12 protein-coding genes are annotated in these 14,064 nt (G+C 64.3%); 10 read left to right on the top strand and 2 right to left on the bottom strand.

The features are described from left to right. The first annotated feature begins 159 nt into the window (after window positions 1-159). From VWZ87_RS08955 to mraY, 8 genes are all read left to right on the top strand, one after another. On the top strand, window positions 160-1,230 hold the full coding sequence (locus VWZ87_RS08955) for an Mrp/NBP35 family ATP-binding protein (protein WP_416536751.1): 1,071 nt from the start codon (window positions 160-162) through the stop codon (window positions 1,228-1,230). 697 nt (window positions 1,231-1,927) lie between these two features. After that, entirely contained in the window at window positions 1,928-2,431 is a 504-nt protein-coding gene (mraZ, locus tag VWZ87_RS08950; RefSeq protein WP_340545033.1) for a division/cell wall cluster transcriptional repressor MraZ, read from the top strand. 3 nt (window positions 2,432-2,434) lie between these two features. Then, window positions 2,435-3,439, top strand: coding sequence for a 16S rRNA (cytosine(1402)-N(4))-methyltransferase RsmH (rsmH, locus tag VWZ87_RS08945; protein ID WP_416536752.1), 1,005 nt, complete (start codon window positions 2,435-2,437; stop codon window positions 3,437-3,439). Further along, window positions 3,439-3,813 (top strand): cell division protein FtsL, encoded by a 375-nt coding sequence (ftsL, locus tag VWZ87_RS08940; protein ID WP_014874069.1) that lies wholly within the window; start codon window positions 3,439-3,441, stop codon window positions 3,811-3,813. Before rsmH ends, ftsL begins: the two co-directional genes overlap by 1 nt. Then, complete coding sequence (locus VWZ87_RS08935; protein ID WP_416536753.1) at window positions 3,810-5,597, top strand: peptidoglycan D,D-transpeptidase FtsI family protein; 1,788 nt, start codon at window positions 3,810-3,812, stop codon at window positions 5,595-5,597. Before ftsL ends, VWZ87_RS08935 begins: the two co-directional genes overlap by 4 nt. 15 nt (window positions 5,598-5,612) lie before the next feature. Continuing rightward, on the top strand, window positions 5,613-7,097 hold the full coding sequence (locus tag VWZ87_RS08930) for a UDP-N-acetylmuramoyl-L-alanyl-D-glutamate--2,6-diaminopimelate ligase (protein WP_416536754.1): 1,485 nt from the start codon (window positions 5,613-5,615) through the stop codon (window positions 7,095-7,097). After that, a complete protein-coding gene (locus tag VWZ87_RS08925; protein WP_416536755.1) occupies window positions 7,094-8,506 on the top strand; it encodes a UDP-N-acetylmuramoyl-tripeptide--D-alanyl-D-alanine ligase in 1,413 nt (470 codons plus the stop codon). Before VWZ87_RS08930 ends, VWZ87_RS08925 begins: the two co-directional genes overlap by 4 nt. A 27-nt stretch (window positions 8,507-8,533) precedes the next feature. Further along, complete coding sequence (gene mraY, locus VWZ87_RS08920) at window positions 8,534-9,616, top strand: phospho-N-acetylmuramoyl-pentapeptide-transferase (protein ID WP_061048820.1); 1,083 nt, start codon at window positions 8,534-8,536, stop codon at window positions 9,614-9,616. Between the two features lie 331 nt (window positions 9,617-9,947). Here mraY and VWZ87_RS08915 read toward each other — a convergent pair whose 3' ends face one another. Further along, window positions 9,948-10,862, bottom strand: a complete 915-nt coding sequence (locus VWZ87_RS08915; protein ID WP_416536756.1) for a glutaminase — start codon at window positions 10,860-10,862, stop codon at window positions 9,948-9,950. Window positions 10,863-10,991: 129 nt separating this feature from the next. On the opposite strand from VWZ87_RS08915, the gene murD reads away from it, so the two are divergent. Together murD and VWZ87_RS08905 are read left to right on the top strand one after the other, a co-directional pair. Next, the gene (murD, locus tag VWZ87_RS08910; protein ID WP_416536757.1) at window positions 10,992-12,422 is read left to right on the top strand and encodes a UDP-N-acetylmuramoyl-L-alanine--D-glutamate ligase; all 1,431 of its coding nucleotides are present in this window, start codon (window positions 10,992-10,994) and stop codon (window positions 12,420-12,422) included. Next, window positions 12,422-12,763 carry a thiamine-binding protein gene (locus VWZ87_RS08905; RefSeq protein ID WP_340545040.1) on the top strand — a complete coding sequence of 114 codons (342 nt, stop codon included), beginning with the start codon at window positions 12,422-12,424 and terminating at the stop codon, window positions 12,761-12,763. Before murD ends, VWZ87_RS08905 begins: the two co-directional genes overlap by 1 nt. A 56-nt stretch (window positions 12,764-12,819) precedes the next feature. On the opposite strand, the gene VWZ87_RS08900 is transcribed toward VWZ87_RS08905, so the two are convergent. After that, window positions 12,820-14,001, bottom strand: coding sequence for an NAD(P)/FAD-dependent oxidoreductase (locus VWZ87_RS08900; RefSeq protein WP_416536758.1), 1,182 nt, complete (start codon window positions 13,999-14,001; stop codon window positions 12,820-12,822). Window positions 14,002-14,064 lie beyond the last annotated feature (63 nt).

The raw sequence follows: 14,064 nt of genomic DNA, 5'->3' as shown, positions 1-14,064 counted from the left end.
ATCGGTGTGCTGATGCCTAAATTCGCGGCAGGCGGCAAACGGGCAGGCTACAGGCCGCGCGCAGATTGGGGCCGACCGGGAGCCTGTACAGGGTCCGATGCGGTCTTGGGCTTGTCGGCCGCAGGTCTTATATGGCGGGTAACCAACAGGAGACAGGCCATGACCCCCACCCAGGATGAGATTCGCGACGCCCTTGCGCGGCTGCAACTGCCGGATGGCGGAACGCTGGTCTCGCGCGACATGCTGCGCGCGCTGATGGTGGAGGGAGGCCGCGTCAGCTTCGTGATCGAGGCGCCCAGCCCGCAGATCGCCGCCCAGATGGAGCCGCTGCGCCGCGCCGCCGAGGCAACCGTTCTGGCGCTGCCGGGGGTGGAGAGCGTCTCCGCGGCGCTGACCGCCCACTCCGATGCCGCCGCGCGGCCCGCGCCGACCCTGAAACTGGGCGGGCATCCCAAGCCGCAGCAGGGGCCGCTGAAACCCAGCGGGGTGAAACGCATTCTCGCCGTGGCATCGGGCAAGGGCGGCGTGGGTAAATCCACCGTCAGCGCCAATCTCGCCGTGGCGCTCACCCGGCAGGGGCGCAAGGTGGGCCTGCTCGACGCTGACATATATGGACCCAGCCAGCCACGCATGATGGGGGCGAGCGGCCGCCCCGCCAGCCCTGACGGCAAGATCATCGAACCGCTGCACGCCCATGGCGTCACGCTGATGTCGATCGGCTTCATGGTTGACGAGGCCAAGGCGGTGGTCTGGCGCGGCCCGATGCTGATGGGCGCGCTTCAGCAGATGCTGGGGCAGGTGAACTGGGGGGAGCTTGACGTGCTGATCGTCGATCTGCCGCCCGGCACCGGCGATGTGCAGCTGACCTTGTGCACCAAGGCCGAGCTGTCCGGCGCCATCGTGGTTTCCACCCCTCAGGATGTGGCGCTGCTGGATGCGCGCAAGGCGATTGACATGTTCAACACCCTGAAAACGCCGGTGCTGGGCCTGATCGAAAACATGTCCTTCTTTGCCTGCCCGGATTGTGGCGGCGAACATCACATCTTTGGTCACGGAGGGGTTGCTGCCGAGGCTGAGCGCATCGGGGTGCCCTTGCTCGGGGCGCTGCCGATTGATCTTGAGACCCGGCTGGCCGGTGACAATGGCACTCCCATCGCTGCCGGTGACGGTCTGATGGCCGAGGCCTATGCAAAAATGGCCGAAGGTCTGATCCGCGGCGGCATGGCCTAGATCGCGAAGCTGAAACGCTCCCGGCGCTGCTGGGAAATCATGGGCCGCGTGGGAATTGATGGGCCATGTGGGAAATTATGGGCGCGTCGAGAGATTTTGGCCCGCTTTCCCGAATCACTGTGCTGTTCTGGCGTGATTTTCAGGCGATATCGCCCGGATCACGGGAATTGCCCCGGTCCAACTGCCACATGCACCCGTGAACGGAATGTGAACATTCTGATTCTCCAGACTCGCTCTCAAAATTTCTGGGAAATCATGGCACATTTTCCAAACCAGCTCTGACCCTACATATAGTGGCCTTTATGGTGGCTTAATCTACCACTGGACGTATCTGCGATTCTTTCCCGCAGAATCGGCGCGTCGTTATCTAGATGTGCAGATGTGGTCCATAAAAAACAGTTGTCGCCCACGTATTCCCATAGTATCCCTAGTTCATCGAATGAGACGAAGAGCAGGGGCACCAAACGACCCCAACCAAGACTACTAAGAAGCAGGTTTCATACAGGCCTTCGCTTTCATCGAAAATAGAGAGATCCGGCGCGCGAGCGAGCAGACATCCCCCCAGGTGGCGCGCGCAGTCGGACACCCCGCAAGTCGGGACAAGGAGGCGGGTTGATCAGTGGCAGCAGATCAGCCCGCCCCTTTTGCTTCTGGGGATAGCTTCGGCACGAGGGACGCTGAAAAAAGGGACGATAGATTGGGCCGTAGGTTCAGAGGTGAAAGCCACCACAAGGTGGATACAAAGGGGCGGGTCTCGATTCCGGCCTCCTTTCGCCGTGTTCTGGAAGCGGGTGACCCCAACTGGCAATCCGGCAGCAACCCCGAACTGGTCATCGTCTATGGTGACCACCGCCGCAATTTCCTGGAATGCTACACGATGGAGGCGATCGAGGAAGTCGACGCCAAAATCGACGCCTTGCCGCGCGGCTCGATGCCGCGCAAGATGTTGCAGCGCATGTTCCACGGTCAGTCCTTCCCGACCACCGTTGATGAAACCGGGCGGCTGGTGCTGCCCGCCAAGCTGCGCAACAAGATCAATCTGGAGGCCGAGGCGTTCTTCATCGCCGCCGGCGACACCTTCCAGATCTGGAAGCCTGAAACCTATGAAGAGGAAGAACTGGCAAAATCCGAGGAGTGGCTGGACGATCTGCCCGAGGACTTTGACCCGGCGGAATTCCTCGATGGCGCCGGAGGCGCTTGATCCATGACAACGGACCGCCCAACCTCAACCGGTCCTCACGTACCGGTCCTTCTGCGTCCGCTGCTGAAAGCCGTGGCGCCGGTTTCCGGGCGCTGGCTTGATGGCACCTTCGGGGCCGGGGGCTACAGCCGGGGCCTGTTGGAGGCGGGGGCCGATCACGTGATCGGCGTTGATCGCGATCCGCTGGCCTTTGAAATGGCTGAAAGCTGGATCGGCGACTATGCCGGCCGCCTGACCCTGCAACAGGGGGTGTTCTCCCGCATGGACGACTATGCGCAGGATCTCGACGGCGTCGTCCTCGATCTTGGCGTCTCCTCCATGCAGCTGGATCTGGCCGAACGCGGCTTTTCCTTCATGCGCGACGGGCCGCTGGATATGCGGATGTCGCAGGAAGGCCCCTCTGCCGCCGATCTGGTCGCGGAACTGGACGAGGCGGCGCTGGCCGATATCCTGTTCCTCTTTGGCGAGGAACGCGCCAGCCGCCGTATTGCCCGCGCCATCGTGAAGGCCCGCATCGAGGCGCCGATCACCACGACACTCCAGCTCGCCGGAATCATCGAGAGCTGCCTGCCGCGCTCCAAACCCGGCCAGTCACATCCGGCAACCCGCAGTTTTCAGGGGCTGCGCATCGCGGTGAACGCCGAATATGAAGAGCTGTTCGAGGGGCTGCTGGCCGCCGAACGCGCGCTGAAACCCGGCGGCCTGCTGGCGGTTGTGACCTTCCATTCCATCGAAGATCGCATGGTCAAACGCTTCTTCCAGCATCGCGCGGGCAAAACCGGTCGCGCCAACCGCTACGCCCCCGAGGTCGAGGAAACGCCGTCGCAATTCACGCTGGTCACCCGCAAGGCCGTCGGGCCGGACGATCAGGAGCTGGCGGACAACCCGCGCTCCCGCTCCGCCCGGCTGCGGGTCGGACGCCGGACAGAGGCCACGCCAATTGAAATCAGCGCCAAGGATATTGGCATGCCGCAGCTGAAACAGGCGCAGGCAAGAGAGAAACGCTGATGAAGACCCTGCTTTATATCGCCACCTGTCTCGCCGTCTTTGGGCTGGCTTTCTGGGCCTACCGCGAGAATTACACCACCCAGCAGGTGCTGAAGGAAACCCGCAGCCTGCAACGCCAGATCGGCGCATCGCAGGTCCGGCTCAGCGTGCTGCGCGCCGAATGGGCCTATCTCAACCGTCCCGACCGGCTGCGCGAACTGGCGGAACTCAATTTTGATCGCCTCAGCCTGCTGCCGCTGCGCCCGGAACAGTTTGGCCGCGTGGATGAGGTCGCCTATCCGCCGCAGGAGGATGAGCTGCTGGATTTCACCAATGGGGTTGAGGTTTCCTCGCTTGGGGCCAATGGGCAGACCGCAACGGGGACACAGCCATGATCCGCACGCCGCTACGCCCGCTGGCGCGGATCCTGACCGCGCGCGCGCGGGGCGAGAACCCGGATGCCATCGAACGCGAAAACCTGCGCCAGCGCCACGCCGAGATGCAGGCCCATGCCCGCCAGCGCGCCGAGGGGCGGCTGCTGGTTCTGGGCATGTTCTTCCTCTGCGCCTTCACCGCGATTGGCGCCCGTATGGCAACGCTGGCCACCTCGGAGCCGGTCGAACCGGTCGCCAGCGCGCCGGGCAGCGCCATTGCCATGCAGCGCGCCGATATCGTCGACCGCAAGGGCCGCATTCTGGCAACCAACTTCGAGACCCATTCGCTCTATGCCCAGCCACCGCAGATGGTCGACCCGGACGGGGCGGCGCGGCGTCTGGTGGAGATTTTCCCCGATCTGGAGCTGGAACGCCTGCTGAAGGATTTTTCCGGCAAGCGTAAGTTCATCTGGATCAAGAAAAAAATCAGCCCCGAACAGAAACAGGCCGTCCATGACATCGGCGATCCGGGGCTGCTGTTTGGTCCGCGCGAAATGCGTCTTTACCCAAATGGCAGCCTGGCGGCCCATGTGCTGGGCGGCGCCGGTTTCGGCAAGGAAGGCGTCAGCGCCGCCGAGGTGATCGGTGTTGCCGGGGTCGAAAAACAGTTCGACGACTATCTGCGCGACCCGGCCAACGGCGGGCGGCCCTTGCAGCTCTCGCTGGATCTGACGGTGCAGGCGGCATCCGAACGGGTGCTTTTCGGCGGCATGAAGCTGATGAACGCCAAAGGCGCCACCTCGATCTTGATGGATGTTCACACCGGCGAGGTGATTTCGGTGGTGTCGCTGCCGGATTTCGATCCCAATGACCGCCCACGTCCGCCGACCTCCGGTTTCGATCCCTCCGACAGCCCGTTGTTCAACCGCGCGGTGCAGGGGGTCTATGAACTCGGCTCGACCTTCAAGATTTTCACCGCAGCTCAGGCCGTTGATCTGGGGCTGGTGAATTCCGAGACCATTATCGACACCTCCGGTCCAATGCGGATCGGGCGCTTTCCGATTGGCGAGTTCCACAACAAGAACTACGGCAAGCTGAGTGTCGCCGATATCATCGTCAACAGCTCCAACCGGGGCACCGGGCGCCTGGCGCTGCAGATCGGTGCCCAGCGGCAGCAGGATTTCCTGCGCGCCATGGGGATGTTTGATCCGACGCCGATCGAAATCGCCGAGGCCGCAGGCGGTAAGCCGCTCAAACCCAGCAAATGGGGCGAGCTGAGCACGGTGACGATTTCCTATGGGCACGGGCTGTCCACCAGCCCGATGCATCTGGCAGCCGGTTATGCGGCCATCGCCAATGGCGGCCAATATGTCAGCCCCACCATCCTGCGCCAGAAGGGGCCGCAGCTGGGCCACCGGGTGATGTCGGCTGAGGCGGCCCGTCAGGCCCGCGCCATGCTGCGCAAGGTGGTGACCAGCGGCACCGCTTCCTTTGGCGAGGTTCCGGGCTATCAGGTGGGCGGCAAGACCGGCACCGCCGATAAACCCAAACCACGCGGCGGCTATTACGAAAGCAAGGTCATCGCCACCTTCGCCGCGATGTTCCCGGCCCATGATCCGAAATATGTGCTGGTGGTGACGCTGGATGAACCCTCGGTCATCGCCCATGGCGAGGAGCGCCGCACCGCAGGCTGGACCGCTGTGCCCGTCGCTGGCGAAATGATCGGTCGGATCGCGCCGCTGCTTGGCCTCAGACCGCAAGTTGAACCGGATGAGATGGCTGCTATAACCCTCACCTCAAACTGATCAGGTGGGGTTGCTATGGGCACCATTGAAAACCGTCCTCTTAGCCAGCTGGGGCTGACCGCTCGCGGCGGTGTCGATCCGACGATCCATGGCATCGCCGTGGACAGCCGCAAGGTGGTCGAAGGGGGGCTGTTTGCAGCCCTTCCGGGCAGTCAGGTGCATGGCGCCAAATTTGTGCCCGCCGCTCTCGGCAATGGGGCGGCTGCGATTCTCACCGATGCGGCAGGCGCGTCGATTGCGGCGGAGCTGCTGCGCGAGTCGACCGTGGCGCTGGTGGTGGTCGAAGACCCGCGTCAGGCGCTGGCCTATGCCTCGGCGCTGTGGTTCGGCGCACAGCCCGAAACCATGGTGGCAGTGACCGGCACCAATGGCAAAACCTCGGTGGCGAGCTTTGTGCGCCAGATCTGGGTGGAGCTGGGCCATAAGGCGGTGAACCTCGGCACCACGGGGGTTGAGGGCGCCTGGAGCCATCCGCTCAACCACACCACCCCGGAGCCGGTTACCCTGCATGACGCGCTGGCAAAAGCGGCGGCGGCGGGGGTTACCCATGCCGCAATGGAGGCCTCCTCGCATGGGCTGGATCAGCGGCGTCTGGATGGTGTGCATCTGGCGGCGGCGGGGTTCACCAATTTCACCCAGGACCACCTCGATTACCACGAGACGTTTGAGGCATATTTCGCCGCCAAGGCGGGCCTGTTCCGCCGGGTGCTGCCCGATGATGGCGTGGCCGTCATCAACATGGACGACCCGCGCGGCGCCGAGATGCGGGCGGTCGCCGCTGCGCGCGGGCATGAGGTGATATCGGTCGGGCGCGGTCTCGGTGATCTGAGCCTTGTCGGTGCGCGTTATGACGCCTCGGGGCAGGACATGCGCTTTACCTGGCACGACCGGCCCTATCAGGCGCGGCTCAACCTTATTGGCGGCTTTCAGGCGGAGAATATCCTTTTGGCCTGCGGTCTGGTGATTGCAAGCGGCGAGGACCCGGATGCGGTCTTTGCGACGCTGCCGCATTTGCAGACCGTGCGCGGCCGGATGCAGCTGGCGGCCACGCGCGAAAATGGCGCGACGGTTTTTGTGGATTACGCCCATACGCCTGATGCCGTGGCCACCGCGATCAAGGCACTGCGCCCGCATGTGCTGGGTCGGCTGGTCGCCATTGTTGGTGCCGGTGGTGATCGCGATGCCGCCAAACGCCCGCTGATGGGGCAGGCGGCGCAGGACAATGCCGATCTGGTGATCGTGACCGATGACAACCCCCGCAGCGAGGACCCGGCCGTGATCCGCGCCGCCGTCAAGGGCGGCGCGCCGGATGCGATGGAAGTTGGCGACCGGGCTGAGGCGATCCTGCGCGGCGTTGATGCGCTGGGACCGGGTGACGCGCTGCTGATCTGTGGCAAGGGCCATGAGACCGGCCAGATCGTTGGCAGTGATGTTTTGCCCTTTGATGATGTGGAGCAGGCCAGCATGGCGGTCGCGGCTCTGGACGGGAGGTTGGTATGAGCCTTTGGACAGCTGAGGAGGCGGCAGCGGCCACCGGTGGTCAGGCGATTGGCGACTGGAGCGTGAATGGCATCTCCATCGACACCCGCAGCATTGCGGCGGGCGATCTCTTTGTGGCGCTGAAGGCGGCGCGCGATGGCCATGACTTCGTGGCGCAGGCGCTGGAGAAAGGCGCTGGTGCGGCGCTGGTCTCGCGCAGGCCCGAGGGCGTCGGTGACGATGCGCCGCTGTTGCTGGTGAATGACGTGCAGGCCGGGCTGGAGGCTCTGGGCCGGGCAGGTCGTGCGCGCACGGATGCACGGGTGATTGCCGTCACCGGATCGGTCGGCAAGACCTCGACCAAGGAAATGCTGGCGCGGATGCTGTCCGATCAGGGGCGCACCCATGCGGCTGTTGCCAGCTATAACAACCATTGGGGCGTGCCGCTGACGCTGGCGCGGATGCCGCGGGACACCGAATTTGCCGTCATCGAGATCGGCATGAATCACCCCGGTGAAATCAGCCCGCTTGCCAAACAGGCGCGTCCGCATGTGGCGATGGTCACCACCGTGGCGCCGGTGCATCTGGAGGCCTTTGACGGGATCGAGGGCATCGCCGCCGAGAAAGCCGCCATCATCGACGGGCTGGAGCCGGGCGGTGTTGCGGTGCTGAACGCCGATATTGCCGAGGCTCCGATCCTGCACTCCGTTGCCGAGGCGGCTGCGCGCCCTGCGCAGTGGTTTGGCACCGGTCAGGGGCCGATCGTGCCGGGCTATCGCCTGACCGGAACCGCCTCACGCGGGGATGAGACAGATGCCGAGGTCACGCTGCCGGATGGGCAGCGATATCGCCTGAATATCCAGTCGCTTGGCGCCCATTTTGCGATGAACGCGCTTGGCGCGCTGGCCTGTCTGGCGGCGCTGGATCTGGATCTGGCCAAGGCCGTGCAAAGCCTGTCGCTCTGGTCGCCGGTCACCGGGCGCGGGGCGCGTGAAACCGTGACGCTTGGCGCGGGGCAGGGCGAGATCCTGCTGCTGGATGACAGTTACAACGCCAATCCGACCTCGGTCGCGGCGGCGCTGGCGGTGCTGGCCGCGACCCCCTGCGCGGGACGGCGGATTGCCTATCTGGGCGATATGAAGGAGCTGGGACCGCAGGAGGCCGATCTGCACGCGGCCCTTGCCGATCTGCCCGCGATGGCGGATCTCGATGTGGTGCATTGCATCGGCCCGCTGATGGGGGCGCTCCATGCGGCGTTGCCTGCGAACAAACGCGGTGGTCACTATGCCAGCAGCGGTGATGTGCAGGCGGATCTGGCGGGTCAGATCGCGGCGGGGGATGTGGTTCTGGCCAAGGGATCGCTCAGCATGGCGCTGGCCAAGGTTGTTGACGGCATCCGCGAATTGGGCCATGGCGAGGCCACTTTCTGAACTTTGACGAACTGAGGACCGGCTGACATGCTCTATTGGTTAACCGCGCTGTCGGATGGGGGCGATCTTTTCAACCTCTTCCGCTACATCACCTTCCGCGCGGGCGGGGCGTTTCTGACGGCGCTTCTGTTTGGGTTTCTGTTTGGGCCACCGCTGATCAATGTGCTGCGCAAGAAGCAGGGCAAGGGTCAGCCGATCCGTGATGACGGCCCCGAAGGGCATCTGGCAAAGGCCGGCACGCCCACCATGGGCGGGCTGCTCATCGTCGGCGCGCTGGTGACGGCGACGCTGCTCTGGGCGCGCTGGGACAATCCCTTTGTCTGGCTGGTGCTGTTTGTGACGCTGTCCTTTGCGCTGATCGGTTTTGCCGATGATTATGCCAAGGTCTCCAAGCAGAATACCGCAGGCGTACCGGGCAAGCTGCGGCTGGCGCTTGGGATCACCATTGCGGTGATCGCCGCCCTCTGGGCCTCGGCCTATCATCCGGTGGAGTTGCAGAACCAGCTGGCGCTGCCGGTGTTCAAGGATACGCTGATCAACCTTGGTCTGTTCTACGTGCCGTTTTCGATCTGCGTGATCGTCGGCGCGGCCAATGCGGTGAACCTGACCGATGGGCTTGACGGGCTGGCGATTATGCCGGTGATGATCGCGACCTCGACCCTTGGGGTGATTGCCTATGCGGTGGGGCGTGTGGACTTCACCGAATATCTGGATGTGCATTACGTGCCCGGCACCGGGGAAATCCTGATCTTTGCCGCGGCGCTGTTTGGCGGCGGTCTGGGCTTCCTTTGGTACAATGCGCCGCCAGCGGCGGTGTTCATGGGCGATACCGGCTCGCTCGCCCTTGGCGGCGCCTTGGGCGCCATCGCGGTGGTCACCAAACACGAGCTGGTGCTGGCGATTGTCGGCGGGCTGTTCGTGGTGGAGGCGCTGTCGGTGATCATTCAGGTGCTCTATTTCAAGCGCACCGGCAAACGGGTCTTCCTGATGGCGCCGATCCATCACCACTATGAGAAAAAGGGCTGGGCGGAGCCGACCATCGTGATCCGCTTCTGGATCATCTCGCTGATCCTCGCGATGATTGGTCTGGCCACGCTGAAAGTGCGCTGAGCCACGCCGGATCGCCGCCGCGCAGGTCATCCTGCCGGGCGGTGTGCCGGTCTGGTCTGATATCTGAAACCGCTCGGGGCTGAAAATGCCTTGGGCGGTTTTGCGTAAGAAGAAGGCGGCGCCGCCGGAGGGGCGGAGGGTGGATGACCTTTGCCAGGGGTCATCTCCGTCTGTCGGCCTGTGCGGATCCCCATACGCCCGGAGTCTTGACCTTGAAAGGGTCAGTTGGGCGGGGACGTTCTCCTGATCTTGGTGTTGCAACGGATGTGAGCATAACGCTGCCGCCTGAACGGATGGTAAGCCCTGCGTGCGCCGGGCTGGCAACGGCGGCTCAGAACACCGACCAGTCCATCTCCCGCGCCAGCCGCTCCATCGCTTCGGTGCCCAGTTTCGAATTGCCGTTGCGGTCCAGCCCCGGCGACCAGACGGCGATGCTGGCCTTGCCCGGTACGCTGGCCAGAATACCACCGCCAACCCCGCTTTTGGCGGGCAGGCCGACGCGATAGGCGAACTCGCCCGAGCCATCGTAATGCCCGCAGGTCAGCATCAGAGCATTGAGCCGCCGCACCCGGTCCAGCGAGACCAGCCGCGGACCGACACCGGCGCCGATCAGGAAACGGCCGGCACGGGCCAGCTGGGTGGTGGTCAGCTCGGTGGCGCAATGGTGGAAATAGGTGCCGAGCACCTTGTCCGGGTCATTCTTGAGATTACCGCAGGAGGCAAGGAAATGGGCATGGGCGAAATTGCGGTGCCCATGGGCGGTTTCGGAGCGGGCAACCGCGCCATTGATGTGGATATCGTCATCCTCGGCAGCGGCGCGGATAAAGCCCAGGAATTCGGCCAGCGCATCGCGCGGTTCGCGGCCCGCCAGCACCTCATCCGTGGTGACAATGGCACCTGCATTCACAAATGGATTGCGCGGCCGGCCGCGTTCATGTTCCAGCTGCACGATGGAGTTGAAGGCGGTGCCGGAGGGTTCGCGACCAACCCGCTGCCAGAGCTGATCGCCGGAGCGCCCGAGCGCAATCGCCAGCGTAAAAAGCTTGGTGATGCTCTGGGCCGAGAACCGCGTGGCGGCATCCCCGGCGCTGTAGATCTGGCCGTCGGCGGTGGCCACGGAGATGGCAAACTGGTGGGGATCGACTTGCCCCAGTTCGGGAATGTAGCTGGCCACCTCGCCCCGGTCGGGATCGTCGCGAAGATCGCGGTTGATGGCATCGAGGATCTGCTGCAATCGCGCGTCCATGGCTGTGGGGCCTCCCAATTTTTGGCCGACACTAGCCGGGTGTCGGCGGACTGGCAAACGCAACGGGACTGGTGTTGGTTCCCGTGATCGGGTAGCGATTCGAGCAAAGATCAAATGGGAGGGCAGGCGATGATCCCTGTGACCGGATTCGAAGGCGCAACTGTAGCGGTGCTGGGGCTTGGACGGTCTGGCCTTGCCACCGCGCGGGCCTTGCGTGCAGGCGGGGCAGAGCCGGTCTGCTGGGATGACAACCCCGGCGCGCGGGCCCGGGCCGAGGTCGAGGGGTTCACCTGCCGGGATCTGCTGAAATCCGGCGCCTTTGACGATGTTGCATCGCTGATCGTCTCGCCGGGTATTCCGCATCTCTACCCCAAACCCAACCCGGTGATCCGCGCAGCGCTGGTGGCGGGGGTGCCGGTGGACAATGATATCGGGTTGTTCTTCCGGTCCATCGCGACCCAGGGCTGGGAGCAATACGATCAGGCGCCGCGCATCGTGGCGGTCACTGGCTCCAACGGCAAATCTACCACGGTGGCGGTGCTCCACCATATTCTTCAGGAGGCCGGTCGCGAAAGCCAGCTGGCGGGCAATATCGGCCGCGGTGTGCTGGATATTGATCCGCCGGGCTCCGGGGGCGTGGTGGTGCTGGAGCTGTCGAGCTATCAGACCGATCTGGCGCGGGCGCTGACGCCGGATGTGGCGGTGTTCACCAACCTCAGCCCCGATCATCTGGACCGGCACGCGGGCATGGGCGGCTATTTCGCGGCCAAACGTCGGCTGTTTGCCGAAGGCGGCCCGGATCGTGCGATCATTGGCGTCGATGAGGATGAGGGGCTGTATCTGGCCGGTCAGCTGTCGGAGGCGGCCAGCGATGACCGGGTGATCCGCATTTCGGCCAGCCAGAAACTGACCGGACCGGGCTGGCAGGTCTTTGCCCGCAAAGGGTTCCTGAGCGAATACCGCAAGGGGCGGCAGGCGGCCTCGATTGATCTGCGTCAGATGCAGGGGCTGCCGGGCGCGCATAACCATCAGAATGCCTGTGCGGCCTATGCGGCAGCGCGGGCACTGGGGCTGGCCCCCCGCCTGATCGAGGAGGCGCTGGCCAGCTATCCGGGTCTGCCGCATCGCAGCCAGACCATCGCGACCCATCAGGGGGTGCGCTATGTGAATGACAGCAAGGCCACCAACCTTGACAGCGCGGCCAAGGCGCTGAGCGCGTTTGACAATATCCGCTGGATCTGTGGCGGGCTGGAGAAAGAGGGCGGCCTGGACGCTCTGCGCGGCCAGACCGGCAAAGTGCGCAAGGCCTATGTGATCGGTCGCGAGGCGGCAGGCTTTGCCATGCAGCTGGATGTGGAGGCCGAGGTCTGCATCACCATGGCGCAGGCGGTGGCCCGGGCCGCCGCTGAGGCGGAGGCGGGTGATACCGTCCTGCTGGCCCCGGCGGCAGCGAGTTTCGACCAATATGACAACTTCGAGCAGCGCGGAGAGGATTTCATCGCCGAGGTGCAGAAGCAACAGGGGGAGGCCCCGGTGCAACCCGATGGGGAGACAATCTGATGGCCGAGACGACAGCGCCGCAGAACACGGTGATGCTGGCCTTTCAGGTCATTCCTCGGCTGCGCGAGGGCAATAACTTCGAGGTTGTGGACCGCGCGATTGATGTGGTGAAGGCCTCAGGTCTGCCGTTTCAGGTGGGGGCGATGGAGACCACGATGCGTGGTGAGCTGGATCAGCTGCTGGGGATCGTGAAACAGGCCGAACAGGCCTGTCTTGATGCCGGGGCGGTGGAGGTGATCACCAATATCAAGATCCATACCACCACGCCCGATGCGCATGACACCTTCTGCACCTATACGCGCGGCGTCACGCCAGCCAATAAGGTGTTTATCGAGGAGTGATGCGAGGGGTGAACGGGGCGGCGTTTCTTGCTGGCCCGAGCGAAGACGCCCGAGGCTCAGCCCTTGGCGGCGATAGCGGTTCCGGCCGCGACGCCGGAGGCCCAGGCCCATTGGAAGTTATAGCCGCCCAGCCATCCGGTCACATCAACCGCTTCGCCAATCGCATAAAGCCCCGGAACCGTCTTGGCCTCCATGCTCTTTGACGACAGCGCATCGGTGTCGATGCCGCCCAGCGTCACCTCGGCGGTGCGATAGCCTTCGCTGCCCGAAGGGGTGAGCCTCCAGTTTTCCAGTTGGTCGCAGAGATCGCGCAAGGCGGCGTCGGACTGGTCGGCGAGCCGCCCCTTCAGGGCGAATTCAGGGGCCAGCAACTCCACCAGCCGTCCGGGCAGGTGACGGGCCAGTTCGGTGGTCAGATCCTTGCGCCCGGTTTCCTGACGCTGGCGGCGCAGGTGATCAAACAGCGGCGTTTCCGGGATCAGGTTGACGCGGATCTGCTCCCCCTCGCGCCAGTAGGAGGACAGTTGCAGCACCGAGGGGCCGGAGAGGCCGCGATGGGTGAACAACAGCGCCTCGTCAAAACTGGTGCGCTCATTGGAAAGCCGTGCGGGCAGGGCGACGCCCGCAAGAGGTTTGAAGCGGTCTTCGGAGAAGGTGAACGGCACCAGTGCCGGGCGGGTTTCGGTCAGCGGCAGCTCAAACTGGCGCGCCAGATCATAGGCCAGACCGGTCGCGCCCATCTTCGGGATCGACTTGCCGCCGGTGGCAATCACCAGATTGCGCGCGGTCAGCACCTGCGGCTTGCCCTCTCGCTCCACCACGACGCGAAACCCATCCGGGCTGCGGCCAACCGAGGTGACGGAGGTCTGCAACCAAAGCTCGGCCCCGGCGGCCTGCATCTCCTGCACCAGCATGGCGACGATCTGTTTGGCCGAGCCATCACAGAACAGCTGGCCCAGTGTCTTTTCATGCCAGGCGATGCCGTGGCGGTCCACCAACTCGATGAAATCCCACTGGGTGTAGCGCGCCATGGCGGATTTGCAGAAATGCGGGTTCTGCGACAGGTAGTTTTCGGGGCTGGCGTACATATTGGTGAAATTGCAGCGCCCGCCACCGGAAATGCGGATTTTCTCGCCCGGCGCCTTGGCGTGATCAATCACCAGCGTGCCTGCGCCGGAGCGGGTTGCACACATCATGCCGGCCGCGCCGGCGCCAAGGATCAGGGTTTCATATGCCATGCCCGGCCATAGGCGCGGATAACTGCCAAAGGCAAGAGGAAGAGGGTGGCCTGAGGCAAAGTT

It is taken from the genome of Phaeobacter sp. JH20_37 (genome assembly GCF_048056015.1).
GTDB lineage: Bacteria > Pseudomonadota > Alphaproteobacteria > Rhodobacterales > Rhodobacteraceae > Phaeobacter > Phaeobacter bryozoorum.
This window is presented reverse-complemented; position numbering and strand designations above follow the sequence as displayed.